Genomic DNA, 14,379 nt, shown 5'->3' with positions numbered 1-14,379 from the left:
AATGAAGGAAGGGCGGTTTCGAATAGGGACTTGGCGTAATTTAGCCAAAAACGGGCTGGAATTGCATCATTGCCCGAAAGACCGGCTGTCCGGAATTGCTGCGAAAGCCGTCTCCATCAAACTTGTATACCTGATAACGGTCGGTAAAAATCCCGTTTCCTGCGTAGTCGAAAGTATCGATATCGGCAACCCGGTAACCTTTCCCGTTCACGAAAACCTTACTTTGGTCTTTGTAGAATGAGACTTTTTGCCATTTTCCGATGTATCTGAAATGGCTGGCGTCTTCGGAAATCACATGATCGTCGAAGTATACGCGGTTAGCGTCCTTGCTCAGGCGCTCGTCGAGGCATTTGAAATTCCTGGCATCGACGGAAATCAGATGGCATGCTTTGAAAACATGCCGGTCGTCGCGGCCGAGATCGGGCCCCAGGATCTGAAAGTAAACCGGATTGGCACCGGGGATGCTTTTGCCCCGAAAATAGACGTTTTCAAAATCGCGGGCATAAAGCGACGGGTTCGGTTGCCTTACAGCTCCGGCAGTGAGTATTTGAAAGGTCCTGGCGTGCGCATCGGAGATCGGGGATCTGCGTCCATCGCTTTCCGTGTAGTAAACTACTTTGTTTTCGATCTCATACACATCAAATGAAGGAGATGGCGCGAAGGATTCGGTAGCAGGGCGTAGGAGGAAACGGGTTGCGATGACCAGGATCAGGCATACGCAGGTAATGAGAAGCAGGATGAGCATGACGTTATAGGATGAGGTTAAGTGTGATAATGATTATTTTTCATGGCGTCAGGATTCGAGCCGCAAAAGTGCACACCGGGACATGCAACGTCCATTTTTAATGATGCAACGGTCGGTATTGACTATTTACCGGTAAATCAATGATTATTCGGTGCCTCAAAAAACCGCATTTCAGCCATTCTGAGGCGGTTACGGCGTTTTACCGATAAATAAATGAGGTAGTACAGTTGTATAGAATTGACGTATTTGGTCTTCAGATCGCACATATTGATGCGTGAATCGTCAATGAAATCCTGTAAGCAGTGGTGTTTTTCTATAAAAAGCTAGGCTATGTATTACCTCTTGTGGTCCTCTGTTTATTTGGAGGATCGCTCGGGGCACAGACGCTTTTTCAGAATATCAGATGGCAGGATGGCCTCAGTGCCAAGCAGATAAGGTGCTTATATAAAGATTCTTCCGGCTTTCTCTGGATAGGGACGTCGGCCGGCCTCGACCGTTACGATGGCGCTGTTGTGGAGCGTTTTCACGATGCGAACGGAGGCCAGAAGCATTTTGTGAATGCTATTTTACCGTTTCGCGGCGAGGATACACTCATGATAGGGCTAAGAAGGGGAATCCTGTTGTTCGATAAAAAATCAGGTAGGTTCTCGCGCGATCCCCGGTTTGCCGCACTTGCACAAAAGTACATCGTGAGCATACGCGTCGACGGTCAGAGACGCATCTGGATAGGCACATCCCAGGCGCTGTATGTATACGACGGGCAAAAACTGAAACCATTGACGGAGGTTTTTCCCGAAGCCCGCACGTTCGACTTCTCGCGTTTTCAGCTCACCTTTATGACCTACGATACCCTGCGGCGCGGTTTGTGGGTGGGCGGTAGCCGGCCGTTTTTTGTGGATTGTAAAGCAAACCGTGTTTATTTCAAAGGCAATAACCCATTGAATAGCCCGCTGTTGGAATCTGAACATGTGAATGCCATTGCACTGGATCGCCGCGGCGATGTCTGGTATGGTTGCGATACAGAACCGACACTGAATTACTGGGATTATCGCACCGGCAAGCTTGAAAAATATTACGAGCTCGACAGAAAGCTGATCGGCGAGGGGTGTAATTTCATTTTTATCGACCGCCAGGACAGGCTATGGGTTTCTACATGGCTGTTTGCGGCATTCCTGAAAGAGCCCGGGCAGCCGTTTCGTAAAATAGAATACAGCCAGGATCAGGCCTACACGATCGCATACGGGCATTTCCGGGATGCTATTTCGGATGCACAAGGCAATGTTTGGCTCGGTACGATCAACGGCGTGAGTAAAACGTTGCCCAAGAATCCCATCGAGGCCATTTACAAATTGCCCAGTTTTGCGTTTTTCCTGGAAACTACCTTCGCCCACGCCAATTCCATCACAGTCGACGGTAAGACGATCATCGCTTGCAAAGAAGACGGCGTGGTGTTCTATAATACGGTCGACCGCACCTACCGGAAATACCTCACGGCCAGTAAGAGGCTGCGGGATAACCGTTCGGTAATGACGGCCAAAGTGGGCAATACCTGGTGGTTCGCGGGCTTCGACGGCATTTATTCGCTTGCTCCCGGGCAGTCCGTCCTACAACGTTTCGATCAGATGAAGAAAGGATTGTCGTCGTACCAGGCACCCTTTGTTTTTCTGGACAAACAGGGTAATATCTGGTTTGAGATAGACGGCGACGCATTCTACCGCTATAATCCGGTGACCAAAGTCTGTGATCGCTTCGACGGTACCGATCCGAAATACGGGCTGTTCCAATTTGCCAACTCACAGGCATTTGCCCTGCTTGCCAACGGCGATATTCTTTTTGCCGTGGAGGGAAAAGGGTTATTACGCCACGACCATTCTTCCGGGCGGTTCATTACCCTGGCTGCACCTGAACTGGTAGACGAGCACATATATGCCATGCATGAAAGCAAAACCGGCGGGATCTGGGCGGCTTCGACAGCCAACGGATTGATGAAAATCGACGCCAATGGCAAGGTTATCAAGACGATCAGCACCAAAAGCGGCTTGCCATACGACCAGGTTTCATCGCTGGATATCGATGATAACGGCGTAGTGTGGGCCGCTACCCGCGAAGGATTGGCCGCCTATGACCCCGTTAGCAACAATGTCAGTAAAGTTGAGCTCGATCTCGGTAAAACCTTACAGGATTATTGGAACTATGTAACAGTGGCCGGAGGTAAAATTTATGCGGTAATGCTCGATCACGTCGTGGTGATTAATCCGCAGCATTTCGCTTCCGTACCCGTCCAGAAGCCGCCTGCCATTACATCCGTGAAGGTTTTCGGGCAGGAGAGGATCAGGGAACTGAAAGGCGATTTGCTGGAACTGAAACCCGACGAGTCTTTCGTAGCCTTCCAATATGCTTCGCTCAGCCATCGGGACATTCCTTCACTTCAATACAGCTACCAGCTCGTCGGGCTCGACGACGACTGGGTTGTGGCGGGCCGCAATATCAGGGCGTCTTATACCAACCTGCTTCCGGCTGAGTACGTTTTCAAGGTCAGAAGCACCGACGAAAATGGCCGGTGGATGAAGACTGCTCAAACGCTCCGAATTCGGGTGTTGCCGCATTGGTGGCAGACGTGGTGGTTCTTCGTCGTTTGTGCACTGGCGCTCGTGAGTATCGTTTACTGGTTTTATACTGTTTATACCAAAAGGCTCAGAAAGAAAGATCTCGATGACACGATCGAGTATTTTGCCAACAGCGTCTACGGTGATAACTCCGTCAATGAAATATGCTGGGACATTGCCCGTAACTGTATTTCAAAACTGCATTTTGAAGATTGCGTAGTCTATCTCCTGGATAAGGAAAGCGGCAAATTGATCCAGAAAGCCGCTTACGGGCCGAAAAGTCCGAAGGAGTATGAAATTCTTAACCCCATCGAAATCCAGGTAGGTGAGGGCATCGTAGGAGCTGCCGCGGCTACCGCTACGCCGCAGATCATCAGCGATACTTCAAAGGACGACCGTTACATTATCGATGACCAGGCGAGGGCGTCGGAGCTGGCGGTGCCTATTCTGCATGAAGGGCAGGTGATAGGGGTTATTGATTCGGAACATCCACGTAAGAATTTTTATACGCACGACCATGTCCGCGTGATCTCGACCATCGCTGCCATCAGCGCCAACAAAATTACCGAGGCCATGGCGCGGGCACAAGCAGAGCGGCAGGAGATCATGCTTTTGCGGATTAATAAAATGCTTGCAGAAAGCCAGCTGATGGCTCTCCGTGCGCAAATGAACCCGCACTTTATTTTTAACTGTCTCAATAGCATCCAGGAATGCATCGTCACTAAGAAATATACCGAGGCTAGCAAGTACCTCAACAAATTCGCCAAGCTTTTCAGGCTTGTGCTCAACAACTCGGGCAGAAACCTGGTGACGATCGCCGAAGAGCGTGACGTTCTCGAACTTTATCTTGAACTTGAACTGATGCGTTTCGGCCAAGGGTTTACCTATTCCATCGACCTGGATCCTGAACTCGAAGACGATTATGTGCGGCTGCCATCGATGCTCCTTCAACCTTTCGTGGAGAACGGTTTGTGGCACGGATTAATGCATAAGGAAGGCGACAGACACATGAGAATCAGCTTTTTCCTGATCGGGCCGGAGCAGTTTGCGTGCGAAATCGAGGACAATGGCATTGGCCGGAAAAAATCGGCGGAGATCAGACAAAATTCCTCTCGCACAAGGGAACACGAATCGCGTGGAATACGTATCTGTGAAGACCGGATCGACGTCCTTGCGCGGCAGGGCAACCACGCCACCCTCGAAGTGATCGACCGGTACGATCCCGCCGGTAACGCACTTGGAACGCTTGTCAGAATAGAATTATCTACCTATTTATATCAGACTTAAACAATGATCAAAGCACTTATTGTTGACGACGAGCCTAAATCAAGAAACGTGCTGGCGCATTACATTGAAACTTATGTTGAAGAGATCCGTGAAGTAAAGCAAGCCGAATCCGTGGATATTGCGCTCGAAATACTCAAAACGTTCCGCCCTAATATTGTTTTTCTAGATGTCGAAATGCCCGGTAAAAATGGTTTCGATTTTCTGAGGGCCTTAAAGGAGCCTGCTTTTGAAGTGATTTTTACCACCGCGTATAATCAGTATGCCGTGCAGGCGATTCGGTTCAGCGCGCTTGATTATTTGCTCAAACCCGTCGATCCGGATGAGCTGCGGGCGGCCGTGGACCGTTTCCTCAAAAAGCAGAACGTGCACCAGAACCCGGTACTGTTCGATAACCTTGTGCGCAACATCGCGCACAAGCGCGCGAGCGAATTCCGGCTGGCTGTGCCTTACCAGGACGGCGTGTCGTTTTTTACGCTCGACCAGATCATCCGGTTACAGGGCGAAGGCAACTATACCAATATCTTCATTAAAAGCCGCAAGCCGGTCCTGGCAAGCAAGACCCTGAAATATTACGAGGAAATGCTGACCGAATTCGGGTTTATCAGGACGCACAAATCACATTTGGTCAACCCGAAATTTATTGCAAAACTCATGGCGGATCACGATTTGGTAGAACTGCTTGATGGTAGCCGTGTAGAAATATCGAGGCGTAAAAAAGAAGAAGTGCTTTTACAATTACCACTCGGAAACCAGCCACTCGATAAGTGATAATGTCCGTTAAATCACTATTGTCGTACTTTGGAACATTGCCTCTTTTCTTTGAAGCCATTGAATTCTATTGGCTATGGAGATATTGGCGATTCGTGCAGGGCAGTTGTTGCTCATTTTATTACTGGCAGTTCTGATCATCGGGGGGCTTTGGTTTGTGCTGCGGTTTCGTCGCACCATGTTGTTGCTCGGCGGCAGGGATATTGCGGATGGGCAGGTTGCCGATGCCGTGGTGCTGTTTTCGGAAGAGCATCTCGGCTCTTATTTACAGGGCGAAACCTACTATACATTCCAGGTACATGTGAAGCCGGCAAGGGGCCGCAATTTTGTGACCGAGGTCCACGTGTTGCGCGAACAACTCACCCGCATACCCCAGGCCGGCGACCGTGTCTCGGTCAAATACAATTACGCAGGTCGCAAACGGACGGTAGTGCTGAACCTGGACAGCATAAGCGCGGTTTAACGGTACAAGCTACCTGCATTGCATTGTTTCATTTGGTTATTATAAACCACTCGTAATCAGCATATCCCGAATCGTTAGTCTGGTTTTCCCGAGTGCAGAAAATGCCCACTTTGGCGCCAATCCATCTTCCAACCTCCGCCTGGAAAGTCTCGCCCATCATCTTGAAACGGGTGCCATCCTCACTGAACCCGAACTCGCATTTACCGCCCTTGCTTACTTTGACGCGCAATTGAATATCGGTTTCAGGTTTGAATTCGGCGAGAACGCGTTCGGTTTCCGGTTTGCCGTCCGATGCCTTCTGGCAGACCGCGTAAATCAGTTCCGTTTTGTTCTTGCCGCTGCGCAGGTAAATACCCGCATAGCTTTGCCCCATAACCACCAGCCCGGTCTTTTCGTTTGTCAGGTTCGCATTCGGGGTAAATCGTAGCCTGGTGGTTACCGTAAATTCTTCCGCCGGGAATTTTTGTAAAAGCACGTTGGGCACATCCCACAGGTTTTTTGCCTGTTCGGGCTTTTGGTAGGAATATAACCTCAGATAACCCGCCGCGGGCATCGCCCAGGTTCCTTTCGGGTTGGCCTGCCATTGCCATTGTTTGCCCAAAGCCAGTTCGGTGAATTCGTCGGACTCGGGTGGGGTTGCCAGCGGGTACTTTCTGACGGTCAATGGTTTGGTGTAGGTCAACACGGGATCTCCAATGCCGTCGCCATCCGGGTCGGTACCGATAACCGGCCAGTCGTTCGTCCATTTCATCGGCTGTAAATGCACGACGCGACCGTATTCGTTTTTGTCCTGAAAATGCAGGAACCAATCCTCCGACTTACCATCGACAGGGCTGGTCGTCAGCCAGGCGCCCTGGTGCGGGCCGTTAATGCCGGATTTTCCCTCGGCCATTACCACCTTCCGCTCGTAAGGGCCATACACGTTTTGGGATCTCAACACAATTTGCCACCCGGTTGCGACGCCTCCCGCAGGCGCGAAAATGTAGTAGTAGCCATTTCGTTTGTAAAACTTCGGACCCTCCACCGTCGGGTCGATCTTGTGGCCGTCGTACACGAGCGCCCCTGCGTCGGTTACGTTCGTGCCTTCCGCATTCATTTTCTTGACGGTAATCACACTTTTAATTCCCGCGCGGCTGCCCGCCCACCCGTGTACGAGGTACGCCTGGCCGTCGTCGTCCCAAAGCGGGCACGGATCGATCAGCCCTTTGCCACCTTCCACGAGTACCGGTTCGCTCCATGGCCCAGCGGCATTTTTGGACTTAATTACATAAATACCAAAATCAGGGTCGGGATAGTAAATGTAGAATTCGCCTTTGTGGAAGCGTATTGCGGGCGCCCACACACCGTTTCCATGCTGCGTTTTCTCGAAATGTTCGATAGGCACCTGCCGTGGTAATGCATGGCCGATCAACGTCCAGTTGACGAGGTCTTTGGAATGCAGAATGGGCAGGCCGGGGATTGCATCGAAACTGGATGCGGTCATGTAGTAGTCTTCCCCCACACGGCAGGCATCGGGGTCGGAGTAATCAGCGTGGAGGACCGGGTTTCTGTAACGGCCATCCTGCAAATCGGCTACCCAGGTTTCGGAAACTGCCGTTTTGGAAACCGCGGTTGGTGAAACAGTAGTTCTTGTTTTTGTATTTAAAACAGCGTTTTTCTGTGCGAAAGCGGAGGTCGCCAGCAGTGCGCCGACGACCCAATAGTACTTATTTACCTTCATGAATAACCAGGCTCTTTTCCTGTGCTCCCTTTGAAAATTCCTTTACTTTTTTTGCCTTCGAAGCATCCGTGTGAGTGATGTTGATGTTCTGGCTGCGTTCGCCGGTGACCGAAATCAGGGTTTCGCTATGATCGTTATATTGCAGACCGTCGATCGTGATATTGGTGGCATTATCGGTGAAAATAACCGGTTTGGAATGCTTGGTGATCAGTTTAACTTGCTTAAAGCTGATTTTGTCAGCGTCGATAAGTTCCACACCCGTTTCGGCAGAAAGTACCATGTTTTCCATGACGATATTGCGGACCGGCATTTCAGGCAGTCCGCGTACAAATACGCCTTTGGTAGCACCATTGCACACAATGTTTTCAAAATGCATGTCTTTGAAAACCGGTGTACCTTCATTGACGACCGGACGCATATCGCGCTCGCCATCCGTAGCGAATTTGACGAAATAGTAAAGGTCAAAGAAGATAGCTTCCTGCTTGATATCCTTCATATTGATATTTCTCGCAAAAATCTTCTCCACCACGCCGCCGCGCCCGCGCACCGATTTGAAGCGCAAGCCCTTATCGGTACCCATAAAAGTGCATTGCTCCACGAAAATATTCCGGGCACCGCCGCTCATTTCACTACCCACCACAAACCCGCCGTGTCCCTGGTACACGATATTGTTGCGGATAATGCCGTTTTCGGTCGGTATGCCACGCTTACGGCCTTCTTCGTCCTTACCGGATTTAATGCAGATCGCATCATCGCCCACGTCGAGCACACAGCCTTCGATGAGGAAGTTTTTGCAGGATTCGATGTCCATACCATCACCATTATGCGCATATTCCGGGTTTTTGACGCGTACATTGCGGATCGTCAGGTCCTGTACCATCAGCGGATGCAAGCACCATGCAGCCGAGTTCTGGAACGTAACGCCTTCCAGCAAAACCTTTTTACAGTTATTGAAAACCACCAGATTAGGTCGAAGGAAATCTTTAATATCCGTAAAATCTCCCGGTTTTTTACCACCCGTCAGCAACATGCTTTTGTTTTCGACGCTGGCCTTTTTGAACTGTTCACTCGGATACCAGACTTTGCCATCGTCTTTCAGCACGCCACCGGATTCGATTTTCTCCTTCCACTGCGGTTCGGTGAGCTGGTTTTTATTGACTGCCCGCCACACATCGCCGTTGCCGTCCACAATGCCCTTGCCGGTAATGGCTACGTTTTCAAGGTCTTTTCCAGAAATAGGCGACTCGTTCCGCGCCGCGGCTTTTCCTTCGTAAAAACCTTCGGTAATGGCATATTGCGACTTGTCCGTCGTGAAAAGGAGCAGCGAGCCTTCCTGCAAATGCAGGTTTACATTACTTTTCAGCACAACAGGGCCTGTAATCCACAACCCGGCAGGTACCAGCACCACACCACCGCCTTTCTTGCTGCAACTTTCAATGGCCTGGTTAATGGCCCTGGTGTTGAGCGTGTGGCCGTCGGGCACGGCGCCGAATGCGGTAATGCGGAGGGTATCCTTTCGGAACACCGGCTGTTGGATCTTCGGCAGGTTCGACCAACTGTATTCGGGCGCATTCGCGCGGGGACTATTCTGAGCCGTTGCAAACTGCGCGGCGATGTTACAATAGCCCATCGCGACAAGGGCAAAAGCTGCAATTCGTATTTTGTAGGTCATAGCAAAAGCGTCTTCCTGCTTTTTGGGCAGGAAGACATTTAAAATGGATTATTGATAACCGGCATTCTGTTTAAACTCGCTCTTATTCACCACTGCATCCAGCTGCGTTTGCGGGATCGGGCGGACGGTGTGGTGTTCCTGGATATTGACCGCATTGTCGGGCGCGTATTTTTTGATGCGCTCCACGAGTTTACCGGTGCGTTTCAGGTCGAACCAGCGCAGTTGCTCACCTGCAAGCTCGCGTGCGCGCTCGTCGAGGATGAAATCCAGCGTAATATCCGCCGCTTTCACTTGCATGGCGGCTGCTTTGCCGGGCTTGGCCGCCCTGGTGCGGACCACATTCACATATTCCGCTGCTTTGGCAAGGTCGCCAGTTTGCATGGCGGCTTCCGCGGCGATCAGGTACACTTCCGCCAGCCGGATCACGAACACATCACGCGCGCTTTGCGCCTCATTCAGGCTCGCGCGGGTGGGATCCATGAATTTGGACAGGGTAGGGTAGCGCAGGTTGTCTTTCACGGTTCCGTCGGCGAGGTAAATATCGCTGCGGTCGTAGGTCTGGTATTTTTTGGAAGCTTCCACAGCGTCGGCGATTTCAAGTTTGGTGCAATAAACAGCCGTGTCACCTTTGGCAATACCCGCGGGAAGCGTATTTGAATTGGCATACCACGATTCCATGAAACTGCCTTCGTAGCGTGCATCCTCGGCCGGGAAAAGGTCGAGCAGGAAACGGGTAGGCATGTAGCGGTTGAAGGGGCGGCCATTGGTAATGTCGCGGGTCATGCCGGGTCGGTCGTCGTACTTCATCAGGAAAAGCAAATGCGCATTGTTACTGCCGCGGCCATGGCCATATGGGTTAAATGTCGAATTTGCAAGGTCGTTCAGCGCCAGGTTAGCGGAGTAATCCACGGTGTAGATCACCTCTTTGGATTTCAGGTTGCTCATTTTCCAGAGATCCGCATAATTCGCTTCCAGTTTGTAACCATAATTGCCATCTAAAACCGCTTTCGCCGTTTCCAATGCCTCTTTGTTCATGCCTCTGGTAAGGTACATTCGTGCCAGAAATGCCTGCGCTGCACCTTTCGTAACGCGGCCATATTGCGGCTGTGTTGCAGGCAGGTTGCTGACGGCGATTTTGAGGTCTTCGAAAATCTGGTTGTAGAAAGTCTCTACCGGCGTTTTGTTGGCCGTTGTCACAATGCCGCTGGTCTCGGTGGTCGTAAAGTGGACACCACCCCAGGTTTCGACGATATGCCAGTAGTAAAATGCCCGCAAAAAGCGCAGCTCTCCCTCGCGTACGGGGCGCAGGGCCGCCGACAAGCCAGCCTGGCCGATGCGGTTGATACCGCCGTTGCAGAGATTGATAGCTGCGTAGAACTCTCGCCATTCGTTGGTAAGTGCCGTGTTGCTGCCCTGGAGGTTGAGGTATTGGGTCAAATCGCGGTATACTTCGCCCGCACCGCTTGTCCAGATATCGGTGCCGGTTTCGGCGATATTGTATCCTTCTTCCTTGCCATACCACCAGCGCTGGTACGAGTAGGCGGCGTTCACGAGTGTTTCAAAACCTTCGGGTGTGGTGTACACGGTTTCCGAGGTCAGGCCCGAGGGATTGTATTCCTCCAATGTATTTTCACAGGCAAACAGCCCCAGGAGGGAAACCGCTATAAACCCTGTTTTCAATAGTTGTGATCTCATTGTTTGACTGGTTTAAAGGGTTACAGGTTCACATTCAGGCCAAAAACGAACAGTTTCGTCATCGGGAAGTTCTCCGATCCGCCGCGTTCGGGGTCGTAATCGAGTTTGGTGAATGTCGCCAGGTTCTTGGCGGTGGCGTAAATGCGCAGGCCGCGGATGATCTTCCAGTTAAACTTGTCCACCGGCAGGTTGTACGCGAGCGTCACGTTGCGAATGCGTGCATAGGAAGCATCCCGGTAACCCAATGTCGAAAGGTATTTGAGCCCCGCATTCTTGTTCGGACGGGGATAATCGTTGGTCGGGTTCTCCGGTGTCCAGTAGTTGAGGCCGGCGGTGCTGTTGCCGACACCCTGCTGATCGAACCGCGCGTAACGGTCGGAGTTGATCATCGATCCGATTCTCGCGTAAATCATTACATTTAAATCAAAACCTTTGAATTTGATCGTGTTGTCCAATCCCCCGCTCCATTTCGGGCGCGGTGTGCCGAGGATCACGCGGTCGTTTACGGCGTCGATCTTGCCGTCGCCATTTTGATCTTTCACTTTAATTTCACCAGGCAGCTGCGTGGGCGACATCGCCTTGGCCGCTTCCGCTTCCGAAGTTTGCCAGATACCCAGTTTCTCGTAATCGTAGAATACGCTGATAGGGCTGCCGATGAACCAGCCGTTGCCGATGTCGTTGCCCTGGGTTACGAGTTCCGTGATCTCCTCTTTGTTTTTAGTGAATGTGAGGCTTGAATTCCAGGTGAAATCGGCGGTGCGGATGTTGGTGCTTCCCAGTACTACCTCAATACCCCGGTTGCGGGTTTTCCCGATGTTCTGCTTCACGGTCGTTACGCCGGTAGTAGGAGGCAAGCCGCGGTCGAGGAGCAAGTCGGAAGTCCGGGTGTCGTAGTAGTCGACCGAACCGTTGATGCGGCCATCGAATAATCCGAAATCGAGCCCCAGGTTTTGCGTAGCCGAAAGCTCCCAGCCCAAAGCCGCATTCCCGACATTTCGGGAGAAAGTGTAAGCCGGATAGGCCACTTCGTCAAAGCCGAATGCAATGCGGGTCAGCGTGGTTTGCGTCGCATACGGCCCCGATGGGTCGTTCCCCGCAATTCCGTAGCTCAGGCGCAGTTTTAGGTCGCTGAGCTTTTTGAAATTCTTCATAAAACCCTCATCGATGATCCGCCAGGCGAATGCAGCCGAGGGGAAAAACGTCCATTTGTTGCCCGGTGCGAGTTTGGAGGAACCATCTTTCCGCGCCGTCAGCGTGAGCAAATAGCGGTCTTTGAAACCGTAATTCACACGTGCTGCGAAGGACACGAGGTTGTTTTTAGCATAGGCAGAATTGATCTTGATCTCTTCCGTAGCACTACCGAGCGAGTAAAACAGCTGCGAGGGAATCAATTGGTTGACCCCGGATGCCTGCGCATTGTCCGAAACGGTCGCCAGGGAGCTACCAATACCTGTAAATGTAAAATTGTGCTGTTCGAAAGCCTTTTGGTAGGTCACCACGTTCTCCCAGTTGATCGTCCGGCCGTTGGACACGTTGTAGGTAGCCAGAGACTTTCCGGTCAGCGAGCGGTCGATGGATTTGGGCGAAGAATAGGCGCCGTTGCGCGAGCTGGAAAGGTTCGCACCCAGGGTACTGCGGAACGTGAGGCCCTTCAATGGCGTGATTTCGACGTAGCCGTTCGTTAGTGTGCGGGTTGTCAGGATATTGTTGTTGAAAACGCCAGGCTGCTCGTCGGAGAGCGGGTTGGCCGTCTGCCCGTCGAGCATAATAAAGTTAAAATTGCCGTTCTCATCGTACAGTGAGCCCAGCGGACTGATCTTGTTGGCCTGGTTCAAAGGATCGCGGCGGACGCTCTGGTTGTAGTACGTCAGCTGGCTTTGCAAACCGATCTTCATCCAGTCCGTCAGCGTGTAATCGACATTCAAGCGCGCCGTGTAGCGGTTCATTTCGTCGAGTTTCAAGATTCCTTTTTCATTGAAATAATCAACCGAAACATAGGATTTCAGCTTTTCAGAACCGCCGCGGAAGCCGAGCTGGTAATTCTGCTGGAACCCGGGATGGATGAGTTCTTTCTGGTAATCGGTCCAGGTACCTTTTTGCAATGCATCATATTCGGCCACATTGGTAAAAATCGTCGGATCGTCGGCGGCGGTGTTCCAGACGCCCGCTGCACGCCACGCTTCGCGTTTGAAATCACGGAACTCGTTGATATCCATCGCACGCGGGTACATCGTCACCTGCGAAACGCCCGCGTAGGAATTGAAGGAAATATCGGGGCGGCCGCTTTTCCCTTTTTTGGTTGTGATCAAAATAACGCCGTTGGCACCTCGCGAACCGTAGATAGCGATAGACGACGCGTCCTTCAAAACCTCCATCGATTCGATGTCGTTGGAGTTGATATCCGCCAAGTCACCATATTGAACCCCGTCAACGATGATGAGCGGCGAGTTATTTCCACCTATCGAACGGTTACCACGGATCGTAATGTTCACGCCCGCTCCCGCCTGACCGCTGCTGCGCGTAATGTCCGCCCCCGCGATCTTACCCTGCACGGCGTCGAGGACGTTGTTGGAAGGCACTTGTTTCAATTGCTCGCTTTTAAGTTGTACCACCGAGCCGGTCAGGTCACGTTTGCGCACGGCGCCGTAGCCGATCACGACTACTTCTTCCAGCGCACTTACATCGGGTTTCAGCGAAATATTGAAGATCGTTTGTGCGCCCAATGCAACATCCTGACTTTGGTAACCCACAAATGAGAAGGTCATGACAGCGCCCGCATCGTCCGGAACGAGCAGACTGAACTTGCCCTGGCCGTCTGTGGTAGTACCGCGGTTGGTACCTTTCAGGATCACGCTTACGCCAGGGAGCACTGCATTCTTTTCGTCGGTGAGCACGCCGGAAATGGTCCGGTCCGCCGCCTGGGTCTTAGCTGGCGCCATCGATTCGTCACGCGCCAGGCTTTCGAGCACGATCTGCCCGCCTACCACGCGATAAGTAAGGTTCAGTGGCGAAAGAAGTTCGTCCAAAACCGCGTCGAGACGTTTTTTGTTTACTTCCACACTCACATTCCTGGCCACATTCACACGCTCAGAACTATAAACGATCCTGGCTTTGGTTTGTCTTTCAATGCTGCTGATGACTTTTTCGAACCGCTGGTTCTGGAATTTCAGCGTAACGAGCCGGGACATTACTTCCTGCTGACCGCCCGCCAGTACCGTCTGGCAGGCCAGCAGCGTCACCGTTACGGCCCATAGCAGTAACTTGCGCGGCATATTCATACCCCGGTAATTGGAAAGCCTTAAAAGTAAAGGTTCTGTTTTTTTCATACCTTTAAATGTTTTATTGAATGGAGATTTGATAAAATGAAGCTCCCGAAAAGGCGCGATTCGCTGTCGGCCTCACAGGATTTGCTGGCGCTGGCCC

Annotated in this window: 8 protein-coding genes; 3 read left to right on the top strand and 5 right to left on the bottom strand. The window is 51.6% G+C overall.

The window, feature by feature from the left end; genetic code table 11:
* Positions 1-40: 40 nt before the first annotated feature.
* Positions 41-745, bottom strand: a complete 705-nt coding sequence (locus IEY24_RS09585) for a DKNYY domain-containing protein (protein ID WP_188931044.1) — start codon at positions 743-745, stop codon at positions 41-43.
* Between the two features lie 344 nt (positions 746-1,089).
* On the opposite strand from IEY24_RS09585, the gene IEY24_RS09580 reads away from it, so the two are divergent.
* The 3 genes from IEY24_RS09580 (at position 1,090) to IEY24_RS09570 (ending at position 5,869) form a co-directional block, all read left to right on the top strand.
* On the top strand, positions 1,090-4,638 hold the full coding sequence (locus IEY24_RS09580) for a two-component regulator propeller domain-containing protein (RefSeq protein WP_188931042.1): 3,549 nt from the start codon (positions 1,090-1,092) through the stop codon (positions 4,636-4,638).
* 3 nt (positions 4,639-4,641) lie between these two features.
* Positions 4,642-5,406 (top strand): LytR/AlgR family response regulator transcription factor, encoded by a 765-nt coding sequence (locus IEY24_RS09575; protein ID WP_188931041.1) that lies wholly within the window; start codon positions 4,642-4,644, stop codon positions 5,404-5,406.
* Between the two features lie 76 nt (positions 5,407-5,482).
* Positions 5,483-5,869, top strand: a complete 387-nt coding sequence (locus tag IEY24_RS09570) for a hypothetical protein (RefSeq protein WP_188931039.1) — start codon at positions 5,483-5,485, stop codon at positions 5,867-5,869.
* Between the two features lie 28 nt (positions 5,870-5,897).
* Here IEY24_RS09570 and IEY24_RS09565 read toward each other — a convergent pair whose 3' ends face one another.
* Genes IEY24_RS09565 through IEY24_RS09550 form a run of 4 tightly spaced genes read right to left on the bottom strand, consistent with a single transcriptional unit; the run spans position 5,898 to position 14,282 of the window.
* A complete protein-coding gene (locus IEY24_RS09565; protein ID WP_188931037.1) occupies positions 5,898-7,589 on the bottom strand; it encodes a glycoside hydrolase family 43 protein in 1,692 nt (563 codons plus the stop codon).
* A complete protein-coding gene (locus IEY24_RS09560; RefSeq protein ID WP_188931035.1) occupies positions 7,576-9,261 on the bottom strand; it encodes a glycoside hydrolase family 28 protein in 1,686 nt (561 codons plus the stop codon). The genes IEY24_RS09565 and IEY24_RS09560 overlap by 14 nt, the downstream gene beginning before the upstream one ends.
* Before the next feature lie 48 nt (positions 9,262-9,309).
* Positions 9,310-10,956 carry a RagB/SusD family nutrient uptake outer membrane protein gene (locus IEY24_RS09555; protein ID WP_188931034.1) on the bottom strand — a complete coding sequence of 549 codons (1,647 nt, stop codon included), beginning with the start codon at positions 10,954-10,956 and terminating at the stop codon, positions 9,310-9,312.
* A gap of 20 nt (positions 10,957-10,976) precedes the next feature.
* On the bottom strand, positions 10,977-14,282 hold the full coding sequence (locus tag IEY24_RS09550; RefSeq protein WP_188931032.1) for a TonB-dependent receptor: 3,306 nt from the start codon (positions 14,280-14,282) through the stop codon (positions 10,977-10,979).
* Positions 14,283-14,379: the final 97 nt, after the last annotated feature.

Origin of the sequence: Dyadobacter endophyticus (assembly GCF_014641595.1) — a bacterium.
In the GTDB taxonomy this organism is placed as follows: Bacteria; Bacteroidota; Bacteroidia; order Cytophagales; family Spirosomataceae; genus Dyadobacter; species Dyadobacter endophyticus.
The sequence above is the reverse complement of the archived record's forward strand: the minus strand, read 5'-3'. Positions and strand labels throughout refer to the sequence as shown.

Coding starts and splice junctions, on each gene's coding strand:
- IEY24_RS09550 (WP_188931032.1), bottom strand. CDS start 14,282: ATGAAAAAAACAGAACCTTTACTTTTAAGGCTTTCCAATTACCGGGGT.
- IEY24_RS09570 (WP_188931039.1), top strand. CDS start 5,483: ATGGAGATATTGGCGATTCGTGCAGGGCAGTTGTTGCTCATTTTATTA.
- IEY24_RS09565 (WP_188931037.1), bottom strand. CDS start 7,589: ATGAAGGTAAATAAGTACTATTGGGTCGTCGGCGCACTGCTGGCGACC.
- IEY24_RS09555 (WP_188931034.1), bottom strand. CDS start 10,956: ATGAGATCACAACTATTGAAAACAGGGTTTATAGCGGTTTCCCTCCTG.
- IEY24_RS09585 (WP_188931044.1), bottom strand. CDS start 745: ATGCTCATCCTGCTTCTCATTACCTGCGTATGCCTGATCCTGGTCATC.
- IEY24_RS09575 (WP_188931041.1), top strand. CDS start 4,642: ATGATCAAAGCACTTATTGTTGACGACGAGCCTAAATCAAGAAACGTG.
- IEY24_RS09560 (WP_188931035.1), bottom strand. CDS start 9,261: ATGACCTACAAAATACGAATTGCAGCTTTTGCCCTTGTCGCGATGGGC.